The organism is Streptomyces sp. NPDC052301 (assembly GCF_044593395.1).
Classification (GTDB): domain Bacteria; phylum Actinomycetota; class Actinomycetes; order Streptomycetales; family Streptomycetaceae; genus Streptomyces.
The window spans coordinates 690,614-707,633 of sequence record NZ_JBIUBE010000002.1 but is presented as its reverse complement, the minus strand read 5'-3'; the positions used below and the strand labels follow the sequence as shown (position 1 = coordinate 707,633).

At 72.5% G+C, this 17,020-nt stretch carries 15 protein-coding genes and 1 pseudogene; 4 read left to right on the top strand and 12 right to left on the bottom strand.

Annotation, left to right across the window (positions count from 1 at the left end; translation table 11 throughout):
* A complete protein-coding gene (locus ACIHEJ_RS06925; RefSeq protein WP_400132631.1) occupies positions 1-1,155 on the bottom strand; it encodes a sensor histidine kinase in 1,155 nt (384 codons plus the stop codon).
* A 108-nt stretch (positions 1,156-1,263) separates the two neighbouring features.
* Between ACIHEJ_RS06925 and ACIHEJ_RS06920 the strand changes: the two genes are divergently transcribed.
* Genes ACIHEJ_RS06920 through ACIHEJ_RS06910 form a run of 3 tightly spaced genes read left to right on the top strand, consistent with a single transcriptional unit; the run spans position 1,264 to position 3,382 of the window.
* Positions 1,264-2,184, top strand: a complete 921-nt coding sequence (locus ACIHEJ_RS06920) for an ATP-binding cassette domain-containing protein (protein WP_400132630.1) — start codon at positions 1,264-1,266, stop codon at positions 2,182-2,184.
* Positions 2,185-2,186: 2 nt separating this feature from the next.
* A complete protein-coding gene (locus ACIHEJ_RS06915) occupies positions 2,187-2,897 on the top strand; it encodes an ABC transporter permease (protein WP_400132628.1) in 711 nt (236 codons plus the stop codon).
* Between the two features lie 41 nt (positions 2,898-2,938).
* Positions 2,939-3,382, top strand: coding sequence for a hypothetical protein (locus tag ACIHEJ_RS06910; protein WP_400132626.1), 444 nt, complete (start codon positions 2,939-2,941; stop codon positions 3,380-3,382).
* A gap of 26 nt (positions 3,383-3,408) precedes the next feature.
* On the opposite strand, the gene ACIHEJ_RS06905 is transcribed toward ACIHEJ_RS06910, so the two are convergent.
* The 3 genes from ACIHEJ_RS06905 to ACIHEJ_RS06895 all read right to left on the bottom strand — a co-directional run bounded on the left by ACIHEJ_RS06905 (position 3,409) and on the right by ACIHEJ_RS06895 (position 6,940).
* On the bottom strand, positions 3,409-4,662 hold the full coding sequence (locus tag ACIHEJ_RS06905) for an MFS transporter (RefSeq protein WP_400132624.1): 1,254 nt from the start codon (positions 4,660-4,662) through the stop codon (positions 3,409-3,411).
* Between the two features lie 213 nt (positions 4,663-4,875).
* Positions 4,876-6,054: a hypothetical protein gene (locus tag ACIHEJ_RS06900; protein ID WP_400132622.1), complete on the bottom strand. Its 1,179-nt coding sequence runs from the start codon at positions 6,052-6,054 to the stop codon at positions 4,876-4,878.
* A 295-nt stretch (positions 6,055-6,349) separates the two neighbouring features.
* Positions 6,350-6,940: an isochorismatase family protein gene (locus tag ACIHEJ_RS06895; RefSeq protein WP_400132620.1), complete on the bottom strand. Its 591-nt coding sequence runs from the start codon at positions 6,938-6,940 to the stop codon at positions 6,350-6,352.
* A 189-nt stretch (positions 6,941-7,129) separates the two neighbouring features.
* Here ACIHEJ_RS06895 and ACIHEJ_RS06890 point away from each other — a divergent pair, with 189 nt between their 5' ends.
* Positions 7,130-8,107 carry a GlxA family transcriptional regulator gene (locus ACIHEJ_RS06890; protein WP_400132618.1) on the top strand — a complete coding sequence of 326 codons (978 nt, stop codon included), beginning with the start codon at positions 7,130-7,132 and terminating at the stop codon, positions 8,105-8,107.
* A gap of 19 nt (positions 8,108-8,126) precedes the next feature.
* Here ACIHEJ_RS06890 and mug read toward each other — a convergent pair whose 3' ends face one another.
* From mug to ACIHEJ_RS06850, 8 genes and pseudogenes are all read right to left on the bottom strand, one after another.
* Entirely contained in the window at positions 8,127-8,615 is a 489-nt protein-coding gene (gene mug / locus ACIHEJ_RS06885; protein ID WP_400132616.1) for a G/U mismatch-specific DNA glycosylase, read from the bottom strand.
* Between the two features lie 53 nt (positions 8,616-8,668).
* Positions 8,669-10,111, bottom strand: a complete 1,443-nt coding sequence (gene purB, locus ACIHEJ_RS06880) for an adenylosuccinate lyase (protein WP_400132614.1) — start codon at positions 10,109-10,111, stop codon at positions 8,669-8,671.
* Positions 10,112-10,184: 73 nt separating this feature from the next.
* Positions 10,185-10,570 (bottom strand): annotated as a pseudogene (locus ACIHEJ_RS06875) (DUF4326 domain-containing protein).
* 10 nt (positions 10,571-10,580) lie between these two features.
* Positions 10,581-11,369: an SGNH/GDSL hydrolase family protein gene (locus ACIHEJ_RS06870; RefSeq protein ID WP_400132612.1), complete on the bottom strand. Its 789-nt coding sequence runs from the start codon at positions 11,367-11,369 to the stop codon at positions 10,581-10,583.
* 62 nt (positions 11,370-11,431) lie between these two features.
* The gene (locus tag ACIHEJ_RS06865; RefSeq protein WP_400132610.1) at positions 11,432-12,451 is read right to left on the bottom strand and encodes a hemolysin family protein; all 1,020 of its coding nucleotides are present in this window, start codon (positions 12,449-12,451) and stop codon (positions 11,432-11,434) included.
* The gene (locus ACIHEJ_RS06860) at positions 12,448-13,791 is read right to left on the bottom strand and encodes a hemolysin family protein (RefSeq protein ID WP_400132609.1); all 1,344 of its coding nucleotides are present in this window, start codon (positions 13,789-13,791) and stop codon (positions 12,448-12,450) included. Before ACIHEJ_RS06860 ends, ACIHEJ_RS06865 begins: the two co-directional genes overlap by 4 nt.
* Positions 13,792-13,946: 155 nt before the next feature.
* Positions 13,947-14,372 carry a GNAT family N-acetyltransferase gene (locus tag ACIHEJ_RS06855; protein WP_400132607.1) on the bottom strand — a complete coding sequence of 142 codons (426 nt, stop codon included), beginning with the start codon at positions 14,370-14,372 and terminating at the stop codon, positions 13,947-13,949.
* A gap of 78 nt (positions 14,373-14,450) precedes the next feature.
* Positions 14,451-17,018, bottom strand: coding sequence for an ABC transporter permease (locus tag ACIHEJ_RS06850; protein ID WP_400132605.1), 2,568 nt, complete (start codon positions 17,016-17,018; stop codon positions 14,451-14,453).
* Positions 17,019-17,020: the final 2 nt, after the last annotated feature.

Genomic DNA, 17,020 nt, shown 5'->3' with positions numbered 1-17,020 from the left:
TCAGCCGAGCGGCAGCTCCGCGCGCACCCGCCAGTCGCCCTCGTCCGGACCGGTCAGGGCACTGCCCCCGAGCAGCGCGGCCCGCTCCCGTATGCCCCGCAGACCGCTGCCCCGCCCGGGGCCCGGTATCGCGCCCGGCAGGGGATTGCGCACCTCCAGGGCGAGCCTGCCGTCGCCGACCGCGACCCGGACGCGCACCGGGACCGCGCCCGCGTGCCGCAGCACATTGGTGAGCGCCTCCTGCAGGATCCGGTACCCCTCGCGGGACACCGGCCCCGGCACGGCCTCGACCGGCCCCGTCACCTCGGCGTCGACCTTCGCGCCGGAGGCCCGCGCCGACTCCAGCAGCCGGCCGGCGTCGGCCAGCGTGGGCCGGGCGCTCACCGGCCGCTCGGTCTCCCGCAGCACACCCAGCACCCGCTCCAGGTCCTCCAGGGCGGCCCGCCCGGTCTCCTCGATGGCGCCCAGTGCCCGGTCGGTGAACTCCGGGTCGTCCGCCGCCCGCGCCGCACCGGCCTGCACCACCGCCACCGTCAGGGCATGCCCGATCGAGTCGTGCAACTCCCGTGCGATACGCGTGCGTTCCAGCAGTTGTTCGGTGCGCTCCTCCAGCGCGGCCAGCCGCTCGGCCGCCGAGGGGCCCAGAAGACGCCGCGCGCCGGAGGTGACCAGCTCGCCCAGCCCGACGACCACGCCGTACAGGACGAGCAGCGGGAGCGGCGCCAGCAGGGCCCAGGCCGGGTTCGGGGGCAGCCGGTCCAGCAGCGGCACGCCGGACGGCGCGCGTCCCCCGGCACACCGGGCCAGTTCGAAGGAGGTGACGGGCAGCCACACCATGCCGAAGACGGTCGCCCCGCCGAGGAGCATCCTCAGCTCGAGCCACAGCACCGTGCGCAGCCGGTCCCGCCAGGTCGCCGACGGCGTCTCGGAGATGCCCGGCGCCGCCTCGCCCGGTGTGAGCAGCAGCCGCGCCTGCACACCCTCGCCCCTGCGGACCGCGGGAACGAACCCGAGCGGTATCAGGAACAGCGCCGGCACCCAGGGAGCCCCCGGGAGGATGTAGAGCCAGACGCTGACCACCAGCATCGGCACCCACAGATGCAGCAGGCGCGTGTACGTGGTCCCGCTCAACAGCGGGCGCAGAAAGCGGGCCATGAACACATCGTCGCAGGCAGCACCGACAACGGGCCTCCCCCGCACGGGGGAGACGATCTCCACCGGCGGGGGAGGCCCCGACGCCCGGAAAGGACCAGGGTGTTGGCCATGACCAGCATCGACGTAACCGACCTCAGCAAGGAGTACGGCGGCCGGCGGGCCGTGGACCGGCTCACCTTCCGGATCCTCCCCGGCCGCGTCACCGGCTTCCTCGGCCCCAACGGCGCCGGCAAGTCCACCACCATGCGCCTCGTCCTCGGCCTCGACCGGCCCACCTCCGGCACCGCCACGATCGGCGGCCGGCCCTACGCCGAACTCCGCACGCCGCTGTGCCGGGTGGGCGCTCTGCTCGACGCCGACGCCGCGCACGGCTCCCGCACCGCCCGCGACCACCTGCGCGCCCTCGCCGCCAGCAACCGCATCCCCCAGCGCCGGGTCGACACCGTCCTCGCGGAGGCCGGACTCGCCGCGGTGGCACGGCGCCGGGTGCGGACGTACTCCCTCGGCATGCGCCAGCGCCTCGGCATCGCGGCCGCCCTGCTCGGCGACCCCGAGGTGGTCCTGCTCGACGAACCCGCCAACGGCCTCGACCCCGAAGGCATCGTGTGGATCCGCACCCTGATGCGCCGGCTCGCGGCGGAAGGCCGTACGGTCCTCGTCTCCAGCCATCTGATGAGCGAGACCGCGGCCTGCGCCGATCACCTCGTGATCCTGGGCCGGGGCCGCCTGCTGGCCGACACCCCGGTCCAGGAGTTCATCCACGCGCGCGTGCGACCGCACGTCAGGATCCGCACCACCGAGCCCGCCGCGCTGGACGACCTGCTCGCCCGCCATGGCCTCGACAGCGTCCCGGAGCCGGACGGAGCCCGGACCGTGCGGCACGCGCGCGTGGACGACATCGGCCGGCTCATGTCCGAGGCGGCCCTGCCCGTACTGGAACTCGCCTCGAGGGAGCCCACCCTGGAAGAGGCCTATTTCGATCTGACCGCGGCCGAGGCCGAGTTCACCGCACCGCTCCAGGAGGCCTGACCATGGAATTCGCACCCGTTCTGCACGCCGAGTGGATCAAGATCCGTACCCTGCGCTCCCAACTGGGCGCCCTCGCCGCGGTCCTCGTGGCCACCACCGCGTTCTCGGCGCTCGCGGCCACCGACGCCGACGGTTCCGACCCGCTGTTCTCCGTGTTCTTCGGCATCAGCTTCGGGCAGGTCGCCGCGGTCGCCTTCGGTACGACGGCCATGTCGTCCGAGTTCCGCGGCGGCGCACTGCGGCTGACGCTGTCGGCGGTGCCCGACCGGCGGCGCTGGTTCGCGGCCAAGGCGACGGCGATCGCCCTGCCGATGCTGGCCGTCGGGTTGCTCACCGGGCTGTCCACCCTGGTGGTCGGCAAGTCGGTTCTCGGCACCGACGGTCCGGCCTGGAGCGAGGGACTGCGCGGCGCCGTCGGCTGCGCGCTGCACCTGACCCTGATGGCGCTGTTCGCGGCCGGGCTCGCGGCCGTGCTGCGCAGCGGGGTCGCCACCCTTTCCGTGCTGATCCCGTTCCTGCTGATCGTGTCCTTCGTCATCGGCGATCTCTCGGGCGGCGTCGCCGACCTCCTGCCCGACCGGGCCGGCCAAGTCGCCCTGCACAGCACCTGGGACGGCGCGCTCGGCCCGTGGAGCGGGCTCGCGGTGACCGGGCTGTGGTCGGCGGCGGCCGTCCTGGCCGGGGGGTGGCGCCTGCGACGCAGGGACGCCTGACGACCGGCCAAGTGTCAGTGCCGCCCGCTTTACTGGATCACATGGACATCGCGAAGTGTCTGACGGTCGTCGACCTGCTGTGCGCCCGGGAGTTCCCCACGGCCCACGGCTGGACGGACCACGGCGAGAGCGGGCCCGGCTATCACATGGCCGCCTTACAGACGAGTGGTGACTTCTGGGAGGGCGACGGCACGGAGTGGGAGGAGACGGCGGCGCAGTACGAGGCCGACCGGGACGGTCTCACGGAGCGGCTCACCGAACGGTGGGGGCCACCGCAGCGCTTCAGCCTGCGCAGCGTCCTCGCGCGGACGATGGAGGGCGAGGAGACAGCGGAACCCTGGGCCGGGCTGAGCGAGCACGTGCCGGACGTCCACCTGTGGCAGGCCCCCGCATCGGACCGGTGGGTCGCCCTCGGTGTGTCCCACGGGTACAAGGAGCTTCCCTTCCGGCTCCTCGGCATAGTGACCGAGATCGACCCGCCCTGACCGCCACTCCCTCCGCAGGGCAGCCCTCAGCCGACCGCGGCCTTCTCGTGGACCGGTTGCGGCGCGGCCGGCGCGGGGGCCGGGACGAAACCGGGCCGGGACGAGATCAGTCCGGCTGCTGTCTCCGGTACCACGAGGGCGAGGAGCAGCAGGAGCGGGATCTGCCATGTGCCGGTGAGGGCGTGGAGGAGGCCGAGCAGACCGGGGCCGACTCCGGCGAGGAGGTAGCCGACGGTCTGTGCCATGCCCGAAAGGCGTGCCGCCACGGCCGGGTCGGGTGAGCGCAGGGCGAGAACGGTCATGGCGAGAGGAAAGGCGCTGCCCGTGGCCAGGCCGAGGATGCACACCCACAGCCAGCCGGCGGAGGGCGCCGTGAGGATGCCGACCAGTCCGATGACCTTGACGACGGTGACGGCGAGGATCAGCGGCTGCTGGTTCGGCAGACGCGCGGCGACGACCGGGACCGCGAAACCCAGCGGGATTCCGATGGTCAGCAGCACGGACACCATGGCCCCCGCGGTGGCCTGCGAGACGCCGTGGGACCGCATGATCCCGGGCAGCCACGCCACCAGGGCGTAGAACATGAGCGAGACGGCACCGAGGAACACGGCGACGGACCACGCCAGCGGGGAGCGCAGCAGAGACTCGGGCGGGGCACCGGACCCGCCGTGTGCGGTGTGACGGCCTGCCGGGGGCCCGCCGGAGCGCGTGCGCTGCCGTACGGCCAGGGTCGCCCACAGCGCCGCGCCGGCCGCCGCGGGGAGCGACCACACGGCCAGTGCGACACGCCATCCCGCCGCATGGTCGAGCGGCACGGCGAGCCCGGCCGCCACGGCTCCGCTGCACGCCGTCAGCGTCATCGCGAGACCGGTGAACGCACCCACACGGTGGGCGAAGTGCTGCTTGATCACGGCGGGCAGGAGCACGTTGCCGATGGCGATTCCCGCCCCGGCGAGCGCGGTCCCGGTGAACAGGCAGGCGGGGGAGGGGAACAGGCGCAGGGCGACGCCTGCGGTGATGAGCAGCAGGGCACCGGTGATCGCGGACTCCGTGCCGACCCTCCGGGCGATCACCGGGGCCAGGGCGGCGAAGGCGCCGAGGCACAGCACCGGCAGCGTGGTGAGGACCGAGACGGCGGTGTCGGTGAGGTGGACCGCGTGCTGGAGGTCGTCGAGCACGGGGCTGATCCCGGTGATGGCCGCGCGGAGGTTCACGGTCAGGATGACGAGCCCGGAGAGCGCCCATGTGCGGGCGGTCCGGGGTGCGGTGGTCGAAGGCATGGGTGAGGTCCCCCCGTTGAAGCAGTGACGCCCCGGCTGAGCCGAGGTGGGTGGGGTCGCCCGGCGATGGGGGAGACGGCGCCTTCCCGGGACGTCCGGCCTGGGGCGGGGCGGACAGGGGGAGGACGCCGTCTCGAGGCCGGTACGCCCCGGCCTCCCCAGGGCGTACGGGGGTTCACCGCCGATGCGGGTGTGGTCGTCTGTTCGCGGGGGTCAGGCGCGGACGGCCGGGGTCTTGGACGAGCGGTTGTGGAACGGGCACACCAGCTGGTTGACCTGGCCCTTGGTGACCGACGACGCGGTGTTCGCACCCGTGCCGGCCTCGCCGAGGAGCTTGAGGATCTCGGTGGACAGCAGGTCGGGGCGGCCCTTCAGCGCGTCGGCGGTGGACTGGTCGGTGGAGAACACCATCTCGGCGGCGATGTTGTCCATGACGATGCGGGCCAGGTTGTCCAGGCCGACCGCGACCGGGTCGCCGACCGTCTGCGCGGTCATCAGGTCGATCAGATGGCTGTCGACCTTCGACTGGTCCATGAAGTTCTTCAGGATGATCGAGTTCTGGTTCAGTTCGAACGTCGTCCAGAGGCTGAACACCAGCACGTACAGGTTGGACCAGGCGGGATCTCCGACCTGCTTGCGCCAGCGGATCATCAGCGCGCTGACGCCGTCGATCTGGTAGCGGCTGCTGTAGTACATGTTGGTGCGGATGCTCGGGTAGACGTCGGCGGAGAACGCCTCGAACGCGTCCATGGAGAACTCGCCGCGCTTGAGGGTGTCGGCGATGAACGCCTGGCCACGGTCGATGAGGTAGGCGCAGGAGGTGGTCAGGTCCGCCGGCAGCTTGGCGTCGGCGAGGGTCTTCCGGGCGGTGTCCAGGGTCTTGGAGAAGTCCTGGAGCGGGGTGACCCAGCTCGTGTTCTTCGGCCCGTTGTAGGCGACCATCTCCAGGTCGTGCGGGTCCGTGTACGGGGCCTGCGCCGGGACGATGTACTTCGGGTCCAGCGACGGGGCGCAGATGCTGTAGATGCCGAGCGGCGTGTGGGCGATGGACTTGGCCATCTCGAACACCTCGTCGACCGGCTTCACGGTCTCGACGACCGCGCCGTTCTGCACCAGGTAGTAGGTGCCGCCGACCATGTCGTTGTTCACGATGATGATCGGGTCGAGGTGCTTGGTCAGATTGCCACGCATGGCGTCGTAGTTGGTGCGCATGGCGGTGTCGACGGCGCGGATGTTGTCCCGGGCCAGCTTCTTCCTGGCGGCCTGGGCGGTGCTGGTGTCCGGTACCGGCGTGGTGTCGGCCGCGAAGGAGGCCGGGACGGTGGTGCCGGTGAGGACGGCGCCGGCGCCGACTGCGGTGGCGGTGCCGATGAAAGTGCGTCGCGTGGTCATTTCCCCTGTGCTTCCTGGGTCCTGTGATGGTGAGGGACGGGTGCACGCCGGGCTGCCTGGCTGGTGGGGGCCGGGCGGGGCAGGGGACGCGTGCGGCGTGGGGGGAAGTCGGGGGTGGGTGGCCGCCGGGGCGGCCGGCTGTCTGCCGTGGGGTGGCGGACACGGTGGTGCGGACCGTTGCCGGGCGGGGGCACGTCGGGGTGACGCACCCCTCGGGGTGGGAGCGCCCGGGCAGCGGCGTGGCGGGGGTGGTGCCGGGGTGCCGGCGGGGGTGGTGCCGGTGGTGCCGGGACGGTCAGCCGAGGTCGGAGGCCGTCGCGACGACGACGCCGTAGAGGTCGTCGATCGTGGCGAGCGCACTGTGGTGCAGCTGCTCGGCCGGCACTTCGGCGACGGCGGTCTTCAGGGTACGGGTCGCGGAGGCGTCGGCCACGACGGTGGGGCGGTTGCCGCGCAGGAAGGCGCCCTGCGCCGTGAACGCCACGCACATGTGCGTCATGAACCCGGCCAGGACCAGGTCCGTGCTCCCGGCGGCGTCGACCAGAGCACCGAGGTCGGTGCCGTGGAAGGCGTTCGGGACACTCTTCACCACGGTGGCCTCGCCCTCGATCGGGGCGACGGCGGGGTGGATCCGGCCGATCTCGGCGCGGATGTCGTAGGGGGTGCCCTCGCCTCCGTCGTTGATGACGTGGATGACGGTGGCGCCGGCCGCGCGCGCCCTGGCGAGAAGGGTGGCTCCGGCCTCGAGCGCGGCCTGCCAGCCCTCCAGCTCCATCACACCCTGCGTGTAGGTGTTCTGGTAGTCGATCAGGACCACCGTGGAGTCGGCGAGGGTGGCGGGGGTGTTGTCGAACTCGTTCAGCTCACGGAGCGTGGTGGACGGCATGGCTGTGCTCTCTCCCCTGGGAAGGTGACGAAATAGGAGGTTCAAGTCGCCGACGTGTGCGCGGCGAGTTACCTGCCTCACCGTAGGGGCTGGCTGATTCTCAGCTGGGTCGGATAGTTTGCAGATTCCGACATCATCCGGACCGGAGGGGGGAATTCCGGCATGCTTGGGCCCAGGCTTGTCGTGATCATGTTGTTCGACGGGGTGGATCTCCTGGACGTCACCGGACCTCCGGAAGTCTTTGCGCTCCTGGGGCGTGACCTGCGACGGGACCCCGGATACCGGGTGCTGCTGGCGGCCGAGACCATCGACCCCGTCACCACGGGGGCGGGCGTCAAGGTGATTCCCGACGTGTCGTTCTCCGACATCGCCGACCGGCGCATCGACACCCTGATCGTGCCCGGAAGCGTCACCATCGACCGGGACCACCGCGTACACCCCGTGATCGACCCCGCCGTGGTCGCCTGGGTGCGGAAGTTGGCCTACCGTTCACGCCGCGTCACATCCGTGTGTGTGGGGGCGCATCTGCTGGCCGAGGCCGGACTCCTCGACGGCAAGCGCGCGACGACGCACTGGTCGACCGCCCGGCAGCTGGCCGCCCGCTATCCGGCCGTGGACGTCGACCCCGACCCGATCTTCATCCGTGAAGGCAACGTGTGGACCGGCGCCGGCATCACCGCCTGCCTCGACCTCGCCCTGGCCCTGGTCGCCGAGGACTTCGGTGAGGCCGCGGCCATGGGGGTCGCCCGCCAGCTCGTGATGTACCTCAAGAGACCCAGCGGGCAGAGCCAGTTCAGCGTGCCGGTCGAACCCGCCTACACCACGCGCCGCATGGACGATCTGCGGCACTACGTCACCGCCAACCTGCGCCGGAAGATCACCGTCGCCGAACTCGCCGCGTACGCCCACATCAGCGACCGCCAGCTCACCCGGATCTTCCAGGAGGAGACCGGCATGACCCCGGCGGTGTACATCGACCACGCCCGCGTCGAGCGGGCCCGCAACGGCCTGGAGGAGACCGAGGAAACCCTGGACCGGATCGCCGACGCCTGCGGATTCGGCAGCGTGGCCACCCTGATCCGGGCCTTCCGCCGGCGACTGGGGATCACTCCCAGCGAGTACCGGCGCCGCTTCCGCCCCACGCTCCAGGAGAGCCCGGCCGGTTGACGACCCCCGTCGCCAAGACCTAGGCCGACGCGGCGTCCCGCAGCCGGGCGAACTCCTCCGCCATGGTCGCCGCCGTCCAGTGCGCGTTCAGCCCGCTGGGGTTGGGCAGCACCCACACCCGGCTGTCCCCGACGGTCCGCTGCTGCGGCCCCACCTTCGCGGTGCGGTCACCGAAGGCGGCCCGGTAGGCGGTCACGCCGACCACGGCCAGCCACCCGGGCCGCAGCCGTGTCACCTTCTCGGTCAGCAACCGCCCGCCCTCGACGTACTCCGCGGCGGTCAGTTCGTCCGCCCGCGCGGTCGCCCGCGCCACGACGTTGGTGATGCCCAGCCCGTACGACAGCAGCTCGTGCTGCTCGGCCGGCTTCAGCAGCCGGGGGGTGAAGCCGGACAGGTGCAGCACCGGCCAGAAGCGGTTCCCCGGGCGGGCGAAGTGATGGCCCGTCGCCGCCGTCATCAGCCCCGGGTTGATGCCGCAGAACAGCACCTGGAGGCCGTCCGCGACCACGTCCGGGACGAGACGGTCGCGGGCGGCCTCCAGGTCCGCCTTCGTCAGACGGGTCAGAGGATCGCTCCGGGGGTGTAGCCGGCGGCCTCCGGGTGCTGCTTGGCGATCTCCTCGATCCGGCCGACGACCACACCGACCTGGTCGGCGGCGGCACCGGTGAACGACAGCTTGTCGGCCATCAGGGCGGCCAGCTCGTCACGGTCGAGGGGCAGGCGCTCGTCGGCGGCGAGCTTGTCGAGCAGATCGTTGCGCTCGGCGCCCTGCTCACGCATCGCGAGCGCGGTGGCGACGGCGTTCTCCTTGATCGCCTCGTGCGCCACCTCACGGCCGACCCCGGCGCGGACGGCGCCCATGAGCACCTTGGTGGTGGCCAGGAACGGCAGGTAGCGGTCCAGCTCGCGGGCGACGACGGCCGGGAAGGCGCCGAACTCGTCGAGGACCGTGAGGAAGGTCTCCAGCAGGCCGTCCAGGGCGAAGAACGCGTCCGGCAGCGCGACCCGGCGCACCACCGAGCAGGACACGTCGCCCTCGTTCCACTGGTCGCCCGCCAGCTCGCCGGTCATCGAGGCGTAGCCGCGCAGGATGACCATGAGGCCGTTGACGCGCTCGCAGGAGCGGGTGTTCATCTTGTGCGGCATCGCCGAGGAGCCGACCTGGCCCGGCTTGAAGCCCTCGGTGACCAGCTCGTGCCCGGCCATCAGCCGGATCGTCTTGGCCAGCGAGGACGGGGCCGCCGCCAGCTGCACCAGCGCGGTGACGACCTCGTAGTCCAGGGAGCGCGGGTAGACCTGGCCGACCGAGGTGAAGGCCTGCGAGAAGCCGAGGTGCCGCGCGATGCGGTTCTCCAGGTCGGCCAGCTTGGCCGCGTCACCGCCGAGCAGGTCCAGCATGTCCTGCGCGGTGCCGACCGGGCCCTTGATGCCGCGCAGCGGGTAGCGGCCCAGCAGCTCCTCGATGCGGCCGTACGCCACGAGCAGCTCGTCGGCGGCCGTCGCGAACCGCTTGCCGAGGGTCGTGGCCTGCGCGGCCACGTTGTGCGAGCGGCCGGCCATGACCAGCTCGGCGTACTCGCCGGACAGCTTGCCGAGACGCGCCAGCACGGCCACCGTACGGTCGCGCATCAGCTCCAGCGACAGCCGGATCTGCAGCTGCTCCACGTTCTCGGTGAGGTCGCGGGAGGTCATGCCCTTGTGCACGTGCTCGTGCCCGGCGAGGTCGTTGAACTCCTCGATCCGCGCCTTCACGTCGTGCCGGGTGACCTTCTCGCGCTCGGCGATCGAGGCCAGGTCGACGGTGTCCAGGACACGCTCGTAGTCGGCGATCGCCTCGTCCGGCACGTCGATGCCGAGGTCCTTCTGGGCCCGCAGCACGGCGAGCCAGAGCTGCCGCTCCAGCTTCACCTTCTGCTCGGGGGACCAGAGCGTGGCGAGCTCGGCGGAGGCGTAGCGTCCGGCGAGGACGTTCGGGATGCGGGGCTTGGCGGGCGCAGAAGTCACGTGTCCAGATTCTACTGGCGATTCGTGCAGGCCAGCGCCATGGGGTGGTTCGGCGGAAACTACGAGACGTCCGTCACCCCGGCCTGGCCGGAGGGGCGTCCGCGGCTTCCCCCTCCGCGATCGTCCCGGTCTCGGCCGGCTCCGCCAGCACGTCCGCGTGGCACGGCTGCGGCCCGCACCAGCAGGCGAGCGTCCGCCCGCGCAGCTCGGCGACCAGCTCGAGCAGATCCGGCGCTCCAGCAGGTACGCCCGGTACATCGCCATGACCTCGGCCCGCGTGCCGTCCCGCTTCTTCGCCGGGGTGTCGTACGCGAAGGGGTTGTACAGCGGGTGCCGGGGCAGGTCCCAGCCTCCCATCGTCCAGCGGCGGCCGACGTAGACCACGTCGGCGGGCGCGTCCTCGAGCCGGGGACCGAACTCGTGGATCCGGCCCCGGACGCTGATCACGCGGGTGGCCATGACGGCGAGGCTACGCCTGCCCCTCGTACGGCAGCAGCTCCGGCCGCTTCGGCGGGCGGCCGTCGCCCGAGGAGCGGCCGGTCAGGCGGCGGCCTATCCACGGCAGGAGGTGCTGCCGGGCGAAGCGGGCGTCCGCGACCCGGCGGGCGAGCCAGCCCGGCGGCAGCGTGGCCGGCATCGGCACGTGCCACTCGGCGTCCTCCGCCTCGTACCCGAGCGTCTGCCACACCGCCTCGGCGACCCGGCGGTGCCCATCCGCCGTCAGATGCAGCCGGTCCACGTCCCACAGCCGCGGGTCGCTCAGCGAGGGCGCGCCGTACAGGTCGACCACCAGCGCGCCGTGCTTCCCGGCCAGCTCGTCGATGCAGGCGTACAGCTCCTCCATGCGCGGCCGGAACCGCTCCAGCACCGGGCCCTGCCGGCCGGGGCTGCGCATGAGCACCAGCTGCTCGCAGGACGGGGCGAGGCGCTCCACCGCCTCGGTCAGCAGCCCGCGCACCCGGCCCATGTCGCACTTGGGGCGCAGGGTGTCGTTCAGACCGCCGACCAGTGTGATCACGTCGGCGTTCATGGCCGCCGCCACGTCCACCTGCTCGTCGACGATCTGCCCGATCAGCTTGCCGCGCACGGCGAGGTTGGCGTACCGGAAGTCCGGGGCCCGGGTGGCCATCCGCGCGGCGAGCAGGTCGGCCCAGCCCCGGTAGGAGCCGTCGGGCAGCAGGTCCGACATGCCCTCGGTGAAGGAGTCGCCGACCGCGACCAGGCTGGTGTACGGAGGAGGTGTGGGATTCGTCTGCATGGCGTGAGCGATGGTATCCCGGCTCCATACCCGTCGGTCGGTCGCCCCTGGATCGCCCGGCGTCACCCCGGGGCGGGCTGTCCGAACAGCTGCCGCAGCACGTCCTCCATCGTCACCAGCCCGGCCAGCCGGCCGTCGTCGCCGAGCACGGCCGCGAGGTGCGTACGGCTGCCGCGCATCGCGGTGAGGACGTCGTCCAGCGGGGTCTTCTCGCGCACGCGCGCGATGGGCCGCATGTCACGCAGCCGGAACGGCATCTCCCGCGGCGAGGCGTCCAGCGCGTCCTTGACGTGCAGATAGCCCACGATCCGGCGGCCCTCGTCGACCACCGGGAACCGGGAGAAGCCCGATTCGGCCGACAGCCGTTCCAGCTGTTCCGGGGTGACGCCCACGCGCGCGTACACGACCCGTTGCAGCGGCACCACCACGTCCCGCACCGGCCGGCTGCCCAGCTCCAGCGCGTCGTGCAGCCGCTCCTGGGCCCGGTCGTCGATCAGGCCGGCCTGGCTGGCGTCCTTCACGATCTCGGCGAGCTCGGTGTCGGTGAAGGTCGCCGAGACCTCGTCCTTGGCCTCCACCCGGAGCAGCTTCAGCAGGCCGTTCGCGAACGCGTTGACGGTGAAGATCACCGGGCGCAGCGCCCGGGAGAGCGTGACCAGCGGCGGGCCGAGGAGCAGTGCGCTGCGCACCGGCTCGGCGAGCGCGATGTTCTTCGGGACCATCTCGCCCAGCAGCATGTGCAGATACGTCGCCAGGGTCAGCGCGATCACGAACGACACTGCGTGCCCCGCGCCCATAGGCACCCCGAGCGCGTGGAACACCGGCTCCAGCAGATGCGCGATCGCCGGCTCGGCGACCACACCGAGGACCAGGGTGCACAGCGTGATGCCGAGCTGGGCGGCGGCCAGCAGCGCGGACACGTGCTCCAGGCCCCACAGCACGCTCCTGGCGCGCCGGTCGCCCTCCTGGGCGAGCGGCTCCACCTGCGAGCGGCGCACGGAGATCAGCGCGAACTCGGCGCCGACGAAGAAGGCGTTGACGACGAGGGTCGCGAGACCGATCAGCAGCTGTACGGCGGTCATCGGGCACTCTCCGGCGTCTCGTCGGCCTTCTCGTCGTCCAGCGGCGCGTGCAGCAGCACCCGGGCCGCCCGGCGGCCCGAGGCGTCCACCACCTCCAGCCGCCAGCCGGCGACCTCGACGCTGTCACCGATCGCGGGTATCCGGCCCAGCTCGGTGGCGACCAGGCCGGCCAGCGTCTCGTACGGCCCCTCGGGCACCCGCAGGCCCACCCGGGCGAGCTGGTCGGTGCGGGCGGCGCCGTCCGCGGAGTACAGGGCCCGGCCCTCGGTGTCCGCGCCGGCGGGGGCGAGGTCGGGCGTCTCGTGCGGGTCGTGCTCGTCCCGCACCTCGCCGACGACCTCCTCGACGATGTCCTCCAGGGTCGCCACGCCCGCCGTGCCGCCGTACTCGTCGATGACGACGGCCATGGTGCGCCGGCCGCCGAGGCGGTCCAGCAGCCGGTCGACGGTCAGGGACTCGGGCACCAGCAGCGGCTGGCGCATGATCTGGGCGACCGTGCGGTGCCGGCGCTGGTCGGCGGCGACGGCGAGGACGTCCTTGATGTGGGCGGTGCCGACGACCGAGTCCAGGCTGCCCCGGAAGACCGGGAACCGGGACAGGCCGGTGGCCCGGGTCGCGTTCGCCACGTCCTCGCAGGTCGCCTGGGCGTCCAGGGCGATGACCTGGACGCGGGGGGTCATCACGTTCTCCGCGGTCAGGTCGGCCAGGTTCAGCGTGCGCACGAACAGCTCGGCGGTGTCCGGCTCCAGCGCGCCCTTCTTGGCGGAGTGCCGGGCGAGGGCGGCCAGTTCCTGCGGGCCGCGCGCGGAGGCCAGCTCCTCGGCGGGCTCGATGCCGAACCGGCGTACGACATGGTTGGCCGTGTTGTTCAGGTGGGTGATGAAGGGCCCGAAGGCCGCGCTGAACAAGCGCTGCGGATTGCCCACCCGCCGGGCCACGGCCAGCGGCGAGGAGATCGCCCAGTTCTTCGGCACCAGCTCGCCGACGACCATCAGGAACACCGTCGACAGGGCCGTACCGAGCACCAGCGCGGCCGAGCTCGCCGCGCCGGCCGACAGACCCATCGCCCGGAACGGACCGGCGAGCAGCTTGGCGATCGACGGTTCGGCGAGCATGCCGACCACCAGGTTGGTCACGGTGATGCCGAGCTGGGCACCGGAGAGCTGGAAGGTCAGATTCCGTACGGCCTTCAGGGCGCCGGCGGCACCGCGCTCACCGCGCTCGGCGGCCCGCTCCAGCTCGCCGCGCTCCACCGTGGTCAGCGAGAACTCGGCCGCCACGAAGGCGCCGCAGGCGATCGACAGCAGGATCGCCACCAGAAGGAGCAGCACTTCGGTCATCGGGTCACCCCCGTCCTCCCATGATCGGACAGGGCCGGACGGAACGCGCGGTGTCGCGGACGGGGAGGCTCGCCCATCGGCGGACGCTCACAACCTTTCATAGAGGGCCGAGTGCTCCCTTAATGGTAAAGGATGAGCAAAGTAAGGCGCGAAGGTCAGTCGGTGAGCGGCTTCACCCAGCGCCGCCAGTGCTCCTGCGAGCCGTATCCGGCCGCACTCCAGGCGTGCTGCGCGGTCTCGTTGCGGACCAGCACCATCGCGTCCGCGCGCCGCCCGCCGAGCCGTACGAACCGTTCCTCGGCGGCGGCCAGCAGCGCCGAGGCGACGCCCTGCCGCCGCCGCTCCGGATGCACCGCGAGCCGGTACAGATGGCACCGCCAGCCGTCGAAGCCCGCGATCACCGTGCCGAGCAGGTCGCCCGCCGACTCGGCGAGCAGGAGAGCCCCGGGGTCGCGGTCGACCAGCCGCTCGACCCCGGCGCGGTCGTCGCTGATGCTGGTTCCCTCGGCGGCCGTCTTCCAGAAGGCGAGGACGGCGTCGAGGTCGTCGTGGACGGCGGGACGTACAGACAGGTCGGTCATGTGATCATCGGATCACGAAGGGCGGCTCCGGTCCCGGGATTCCGGCATGCGGACGTCCCTCACGTCGGGCCGGTCCCGTCACTCGTGCGCGATCGCCGCCAGCACGTTCATCCGTGACGCCCGCAGCGCCGGCAGCAGGGCCGCGACGACACCCACCACCGCCGAGCCGACCACGACCGCGGCGATCGTGCCCCAGGGGATCGCGAGCGCCGTCAGCCCACGCAGGGCCAGCACCCGCTGCATGCACACGCCCCACACCAGACCCAGTCCCAGCCCCAGGACCGCGCCGAACACGGCGATCACCACCGACTCCAGGCGGATCATCCGGCGCAACTGCCGCCGCCCCAGCCCGATCGCGCGCAGCAGCCCGATCTCCCGGGTGCGCTCCACCACCGAGAGCGCGAGCGTGTTGACCACGCCGAGCACCGCGATGACGATCGCCAGCCCCAGCAGCGCGTACACCAGGTAGAGCAGGACGGCGATCTGGCCGTGGACCAGCTCCTTGTAGTCGGTCTGGTTGCGCACCTGGACCTGCGGATAGGGCTCCAGGGCCCGCTCCAGGCGGGGCCGCAGGTCCGCAGGTCTCGTGCCGGGGGCCGCGTCGACGTAGAGCACGGAGTCCTGGGCGTCCGGCACGTACCGGCCGAGCGTGGCGAGGCCGAAGTACAGGCCGCCCGGGGCGCCGTAGCCCTGCGTCGTGTCCTGGTCGGTGAGCGCTCCGACGGTCAGCTCGGTGCGCCGTCCGCCCGGGAACTCGACCGGCAGGACGCTGCCGACCCGCACGCCGTGGTCGCGGGCGAAACCGGCGTCCATGGCGAGATGGCCGTCCGCCAGCGCGTCCGCCGAACCGCCCTGCGCGTAGGCGAGGTGCACGACGTCGTCGAGCCCCGGGCCGTACGCGACGGCGGACGTCTCGGTCCGGTCGCCGTCCGGCAGCCGTACGGCGACCGGGGTGAGCCGCTGGCGTACGACGAGCCCGACACCGCGCGTCGCGGCCACGGCGTCCCGCACCTGCCGGGTGAACGGGGTGAAGTTGGCGTTCTGGACGATGAAGTCGGCGCCGAGGGTCTCGTCGATCTGCCGGTCGAACGACGCGGACATCGAGGCGCTCGCCACCGACATCCCGCCGACCAGCGCCAGGCCCACCATGAGCGCGGCGGCCGTGGCGCCCGTACGGCGCGGGTTGCGCAGGGCGTTGCGCCGGCTCATTTGGCCGACCGGGCCGAACAGCGCGGGGAAGGCCGCGCCCAGGACCCGGATCACCGGCCGCACCAGTAGCGGGCCGGCGACCACGGTGGCGACCAGCGTCAGCACCACGCCGAGCCCCAGCAGCGAGGCGGCCTGCGCGGTCCTCGTCGCCGTCGCGCACCCGGTGAGCGCCGCCGCGCCGGCCACGCCGAGCACCGCACCGGCGATCGCCCGCGCCTTCAACGGCTTGCCCACACCGGCGACCTCGGCGTCGGCGAGCGCCGCCATCGGCGAGACGGCCGCAGCGCGCCGCGCGGGCAGGTAGGCGGCCACGAAGGTGACGCCGAGACCGACGGCGTACGCCGCGACGGGCGTGCCCCAGCCGAGGACCATCTCCGTGGCCCTCAGGTGCATTCCGAACGCGCTCATCAGCCGGATCAGGCCCAGCGCCAGCCCGATCCCGGCGGCCAGCCCGAGCGTGGAACCGACCAGCCCGAGCAGCAGCGCCTCCGTGAGCACCGAGCGCCGTACCTGCCGCCGGTCCGCGCCGAGGGCGCGCAGCAGACCCAGCTCGCGGGTGCGCTGGGCGATCAGCATGGAGAACGTGTTGACGATGAGGAACACGCCGACGAGCAGCGCGACGCCGGCGAAGCCCAGCATCACGTACTTGATCACGTCCAGGAACGTGCCGAGGCTCGCCGCCGCCGACTCGGCCTGCTCGTCGGCGGTCCTCAGGTCGTAGGTGCCGGTGCCGATCGTCCGGCCGACGTGCTGTTTGAGCTGCTCGTCGGAGACCCCCTCGGCCGCGTCCACCGTGATGCCGGTGGCCTTCGCGGCCGACCCGAGCAGTTCTCGGCCGGCCACCGCAGGGTCCAGGAAGACCAGGGCGGCGCCGGGGTTGGTGGTGGTGAACGTGGCGATGCCGACGACCCGGACCCGGAACGAGCCCGGCTGCGCCTGCACGGTCAGCGAGTCGCCGATCCGAACGTGCCTCTTGCCGGCCGTGTCGGCGTCCAGCAGCGCCTCGCCCGCACCGTGCGGCGCATGACCGGAGGTCAGCTTCACCGCGCTGCGGGGGGTGACGTACCAGGCCGTCGCGACGGTCGGGGCGCCCGTGGTCGGGCCGACGGGCTTGTTGCGTGCATCGACCACGACGACGTTCCGCACCGACACCTCGGCGCGGGCCGCCGCGACCCCGTCGGCCTTCGCCACCCGGTCCCGCAGCGCGGCCGGCAGGGTCGCCACCGACCCGCTCAGCCGGGCCGACCTCAGATCCTGCTTCGGCTGGACCGTCACATCGGCGGCGGTGGAGGCGAACAGCCGGTCGAAGGTACGGGTGACGGTGTCGGAGAAGATCAGGCTGCCCGCGACGAACGCCACGGACAGGATCACGGCCAGCGCGGACAGGGCCAGCCGCCCCTTGTGCGCGAGGAAACTCCTCAGGGTCGCCTTGAGCACCG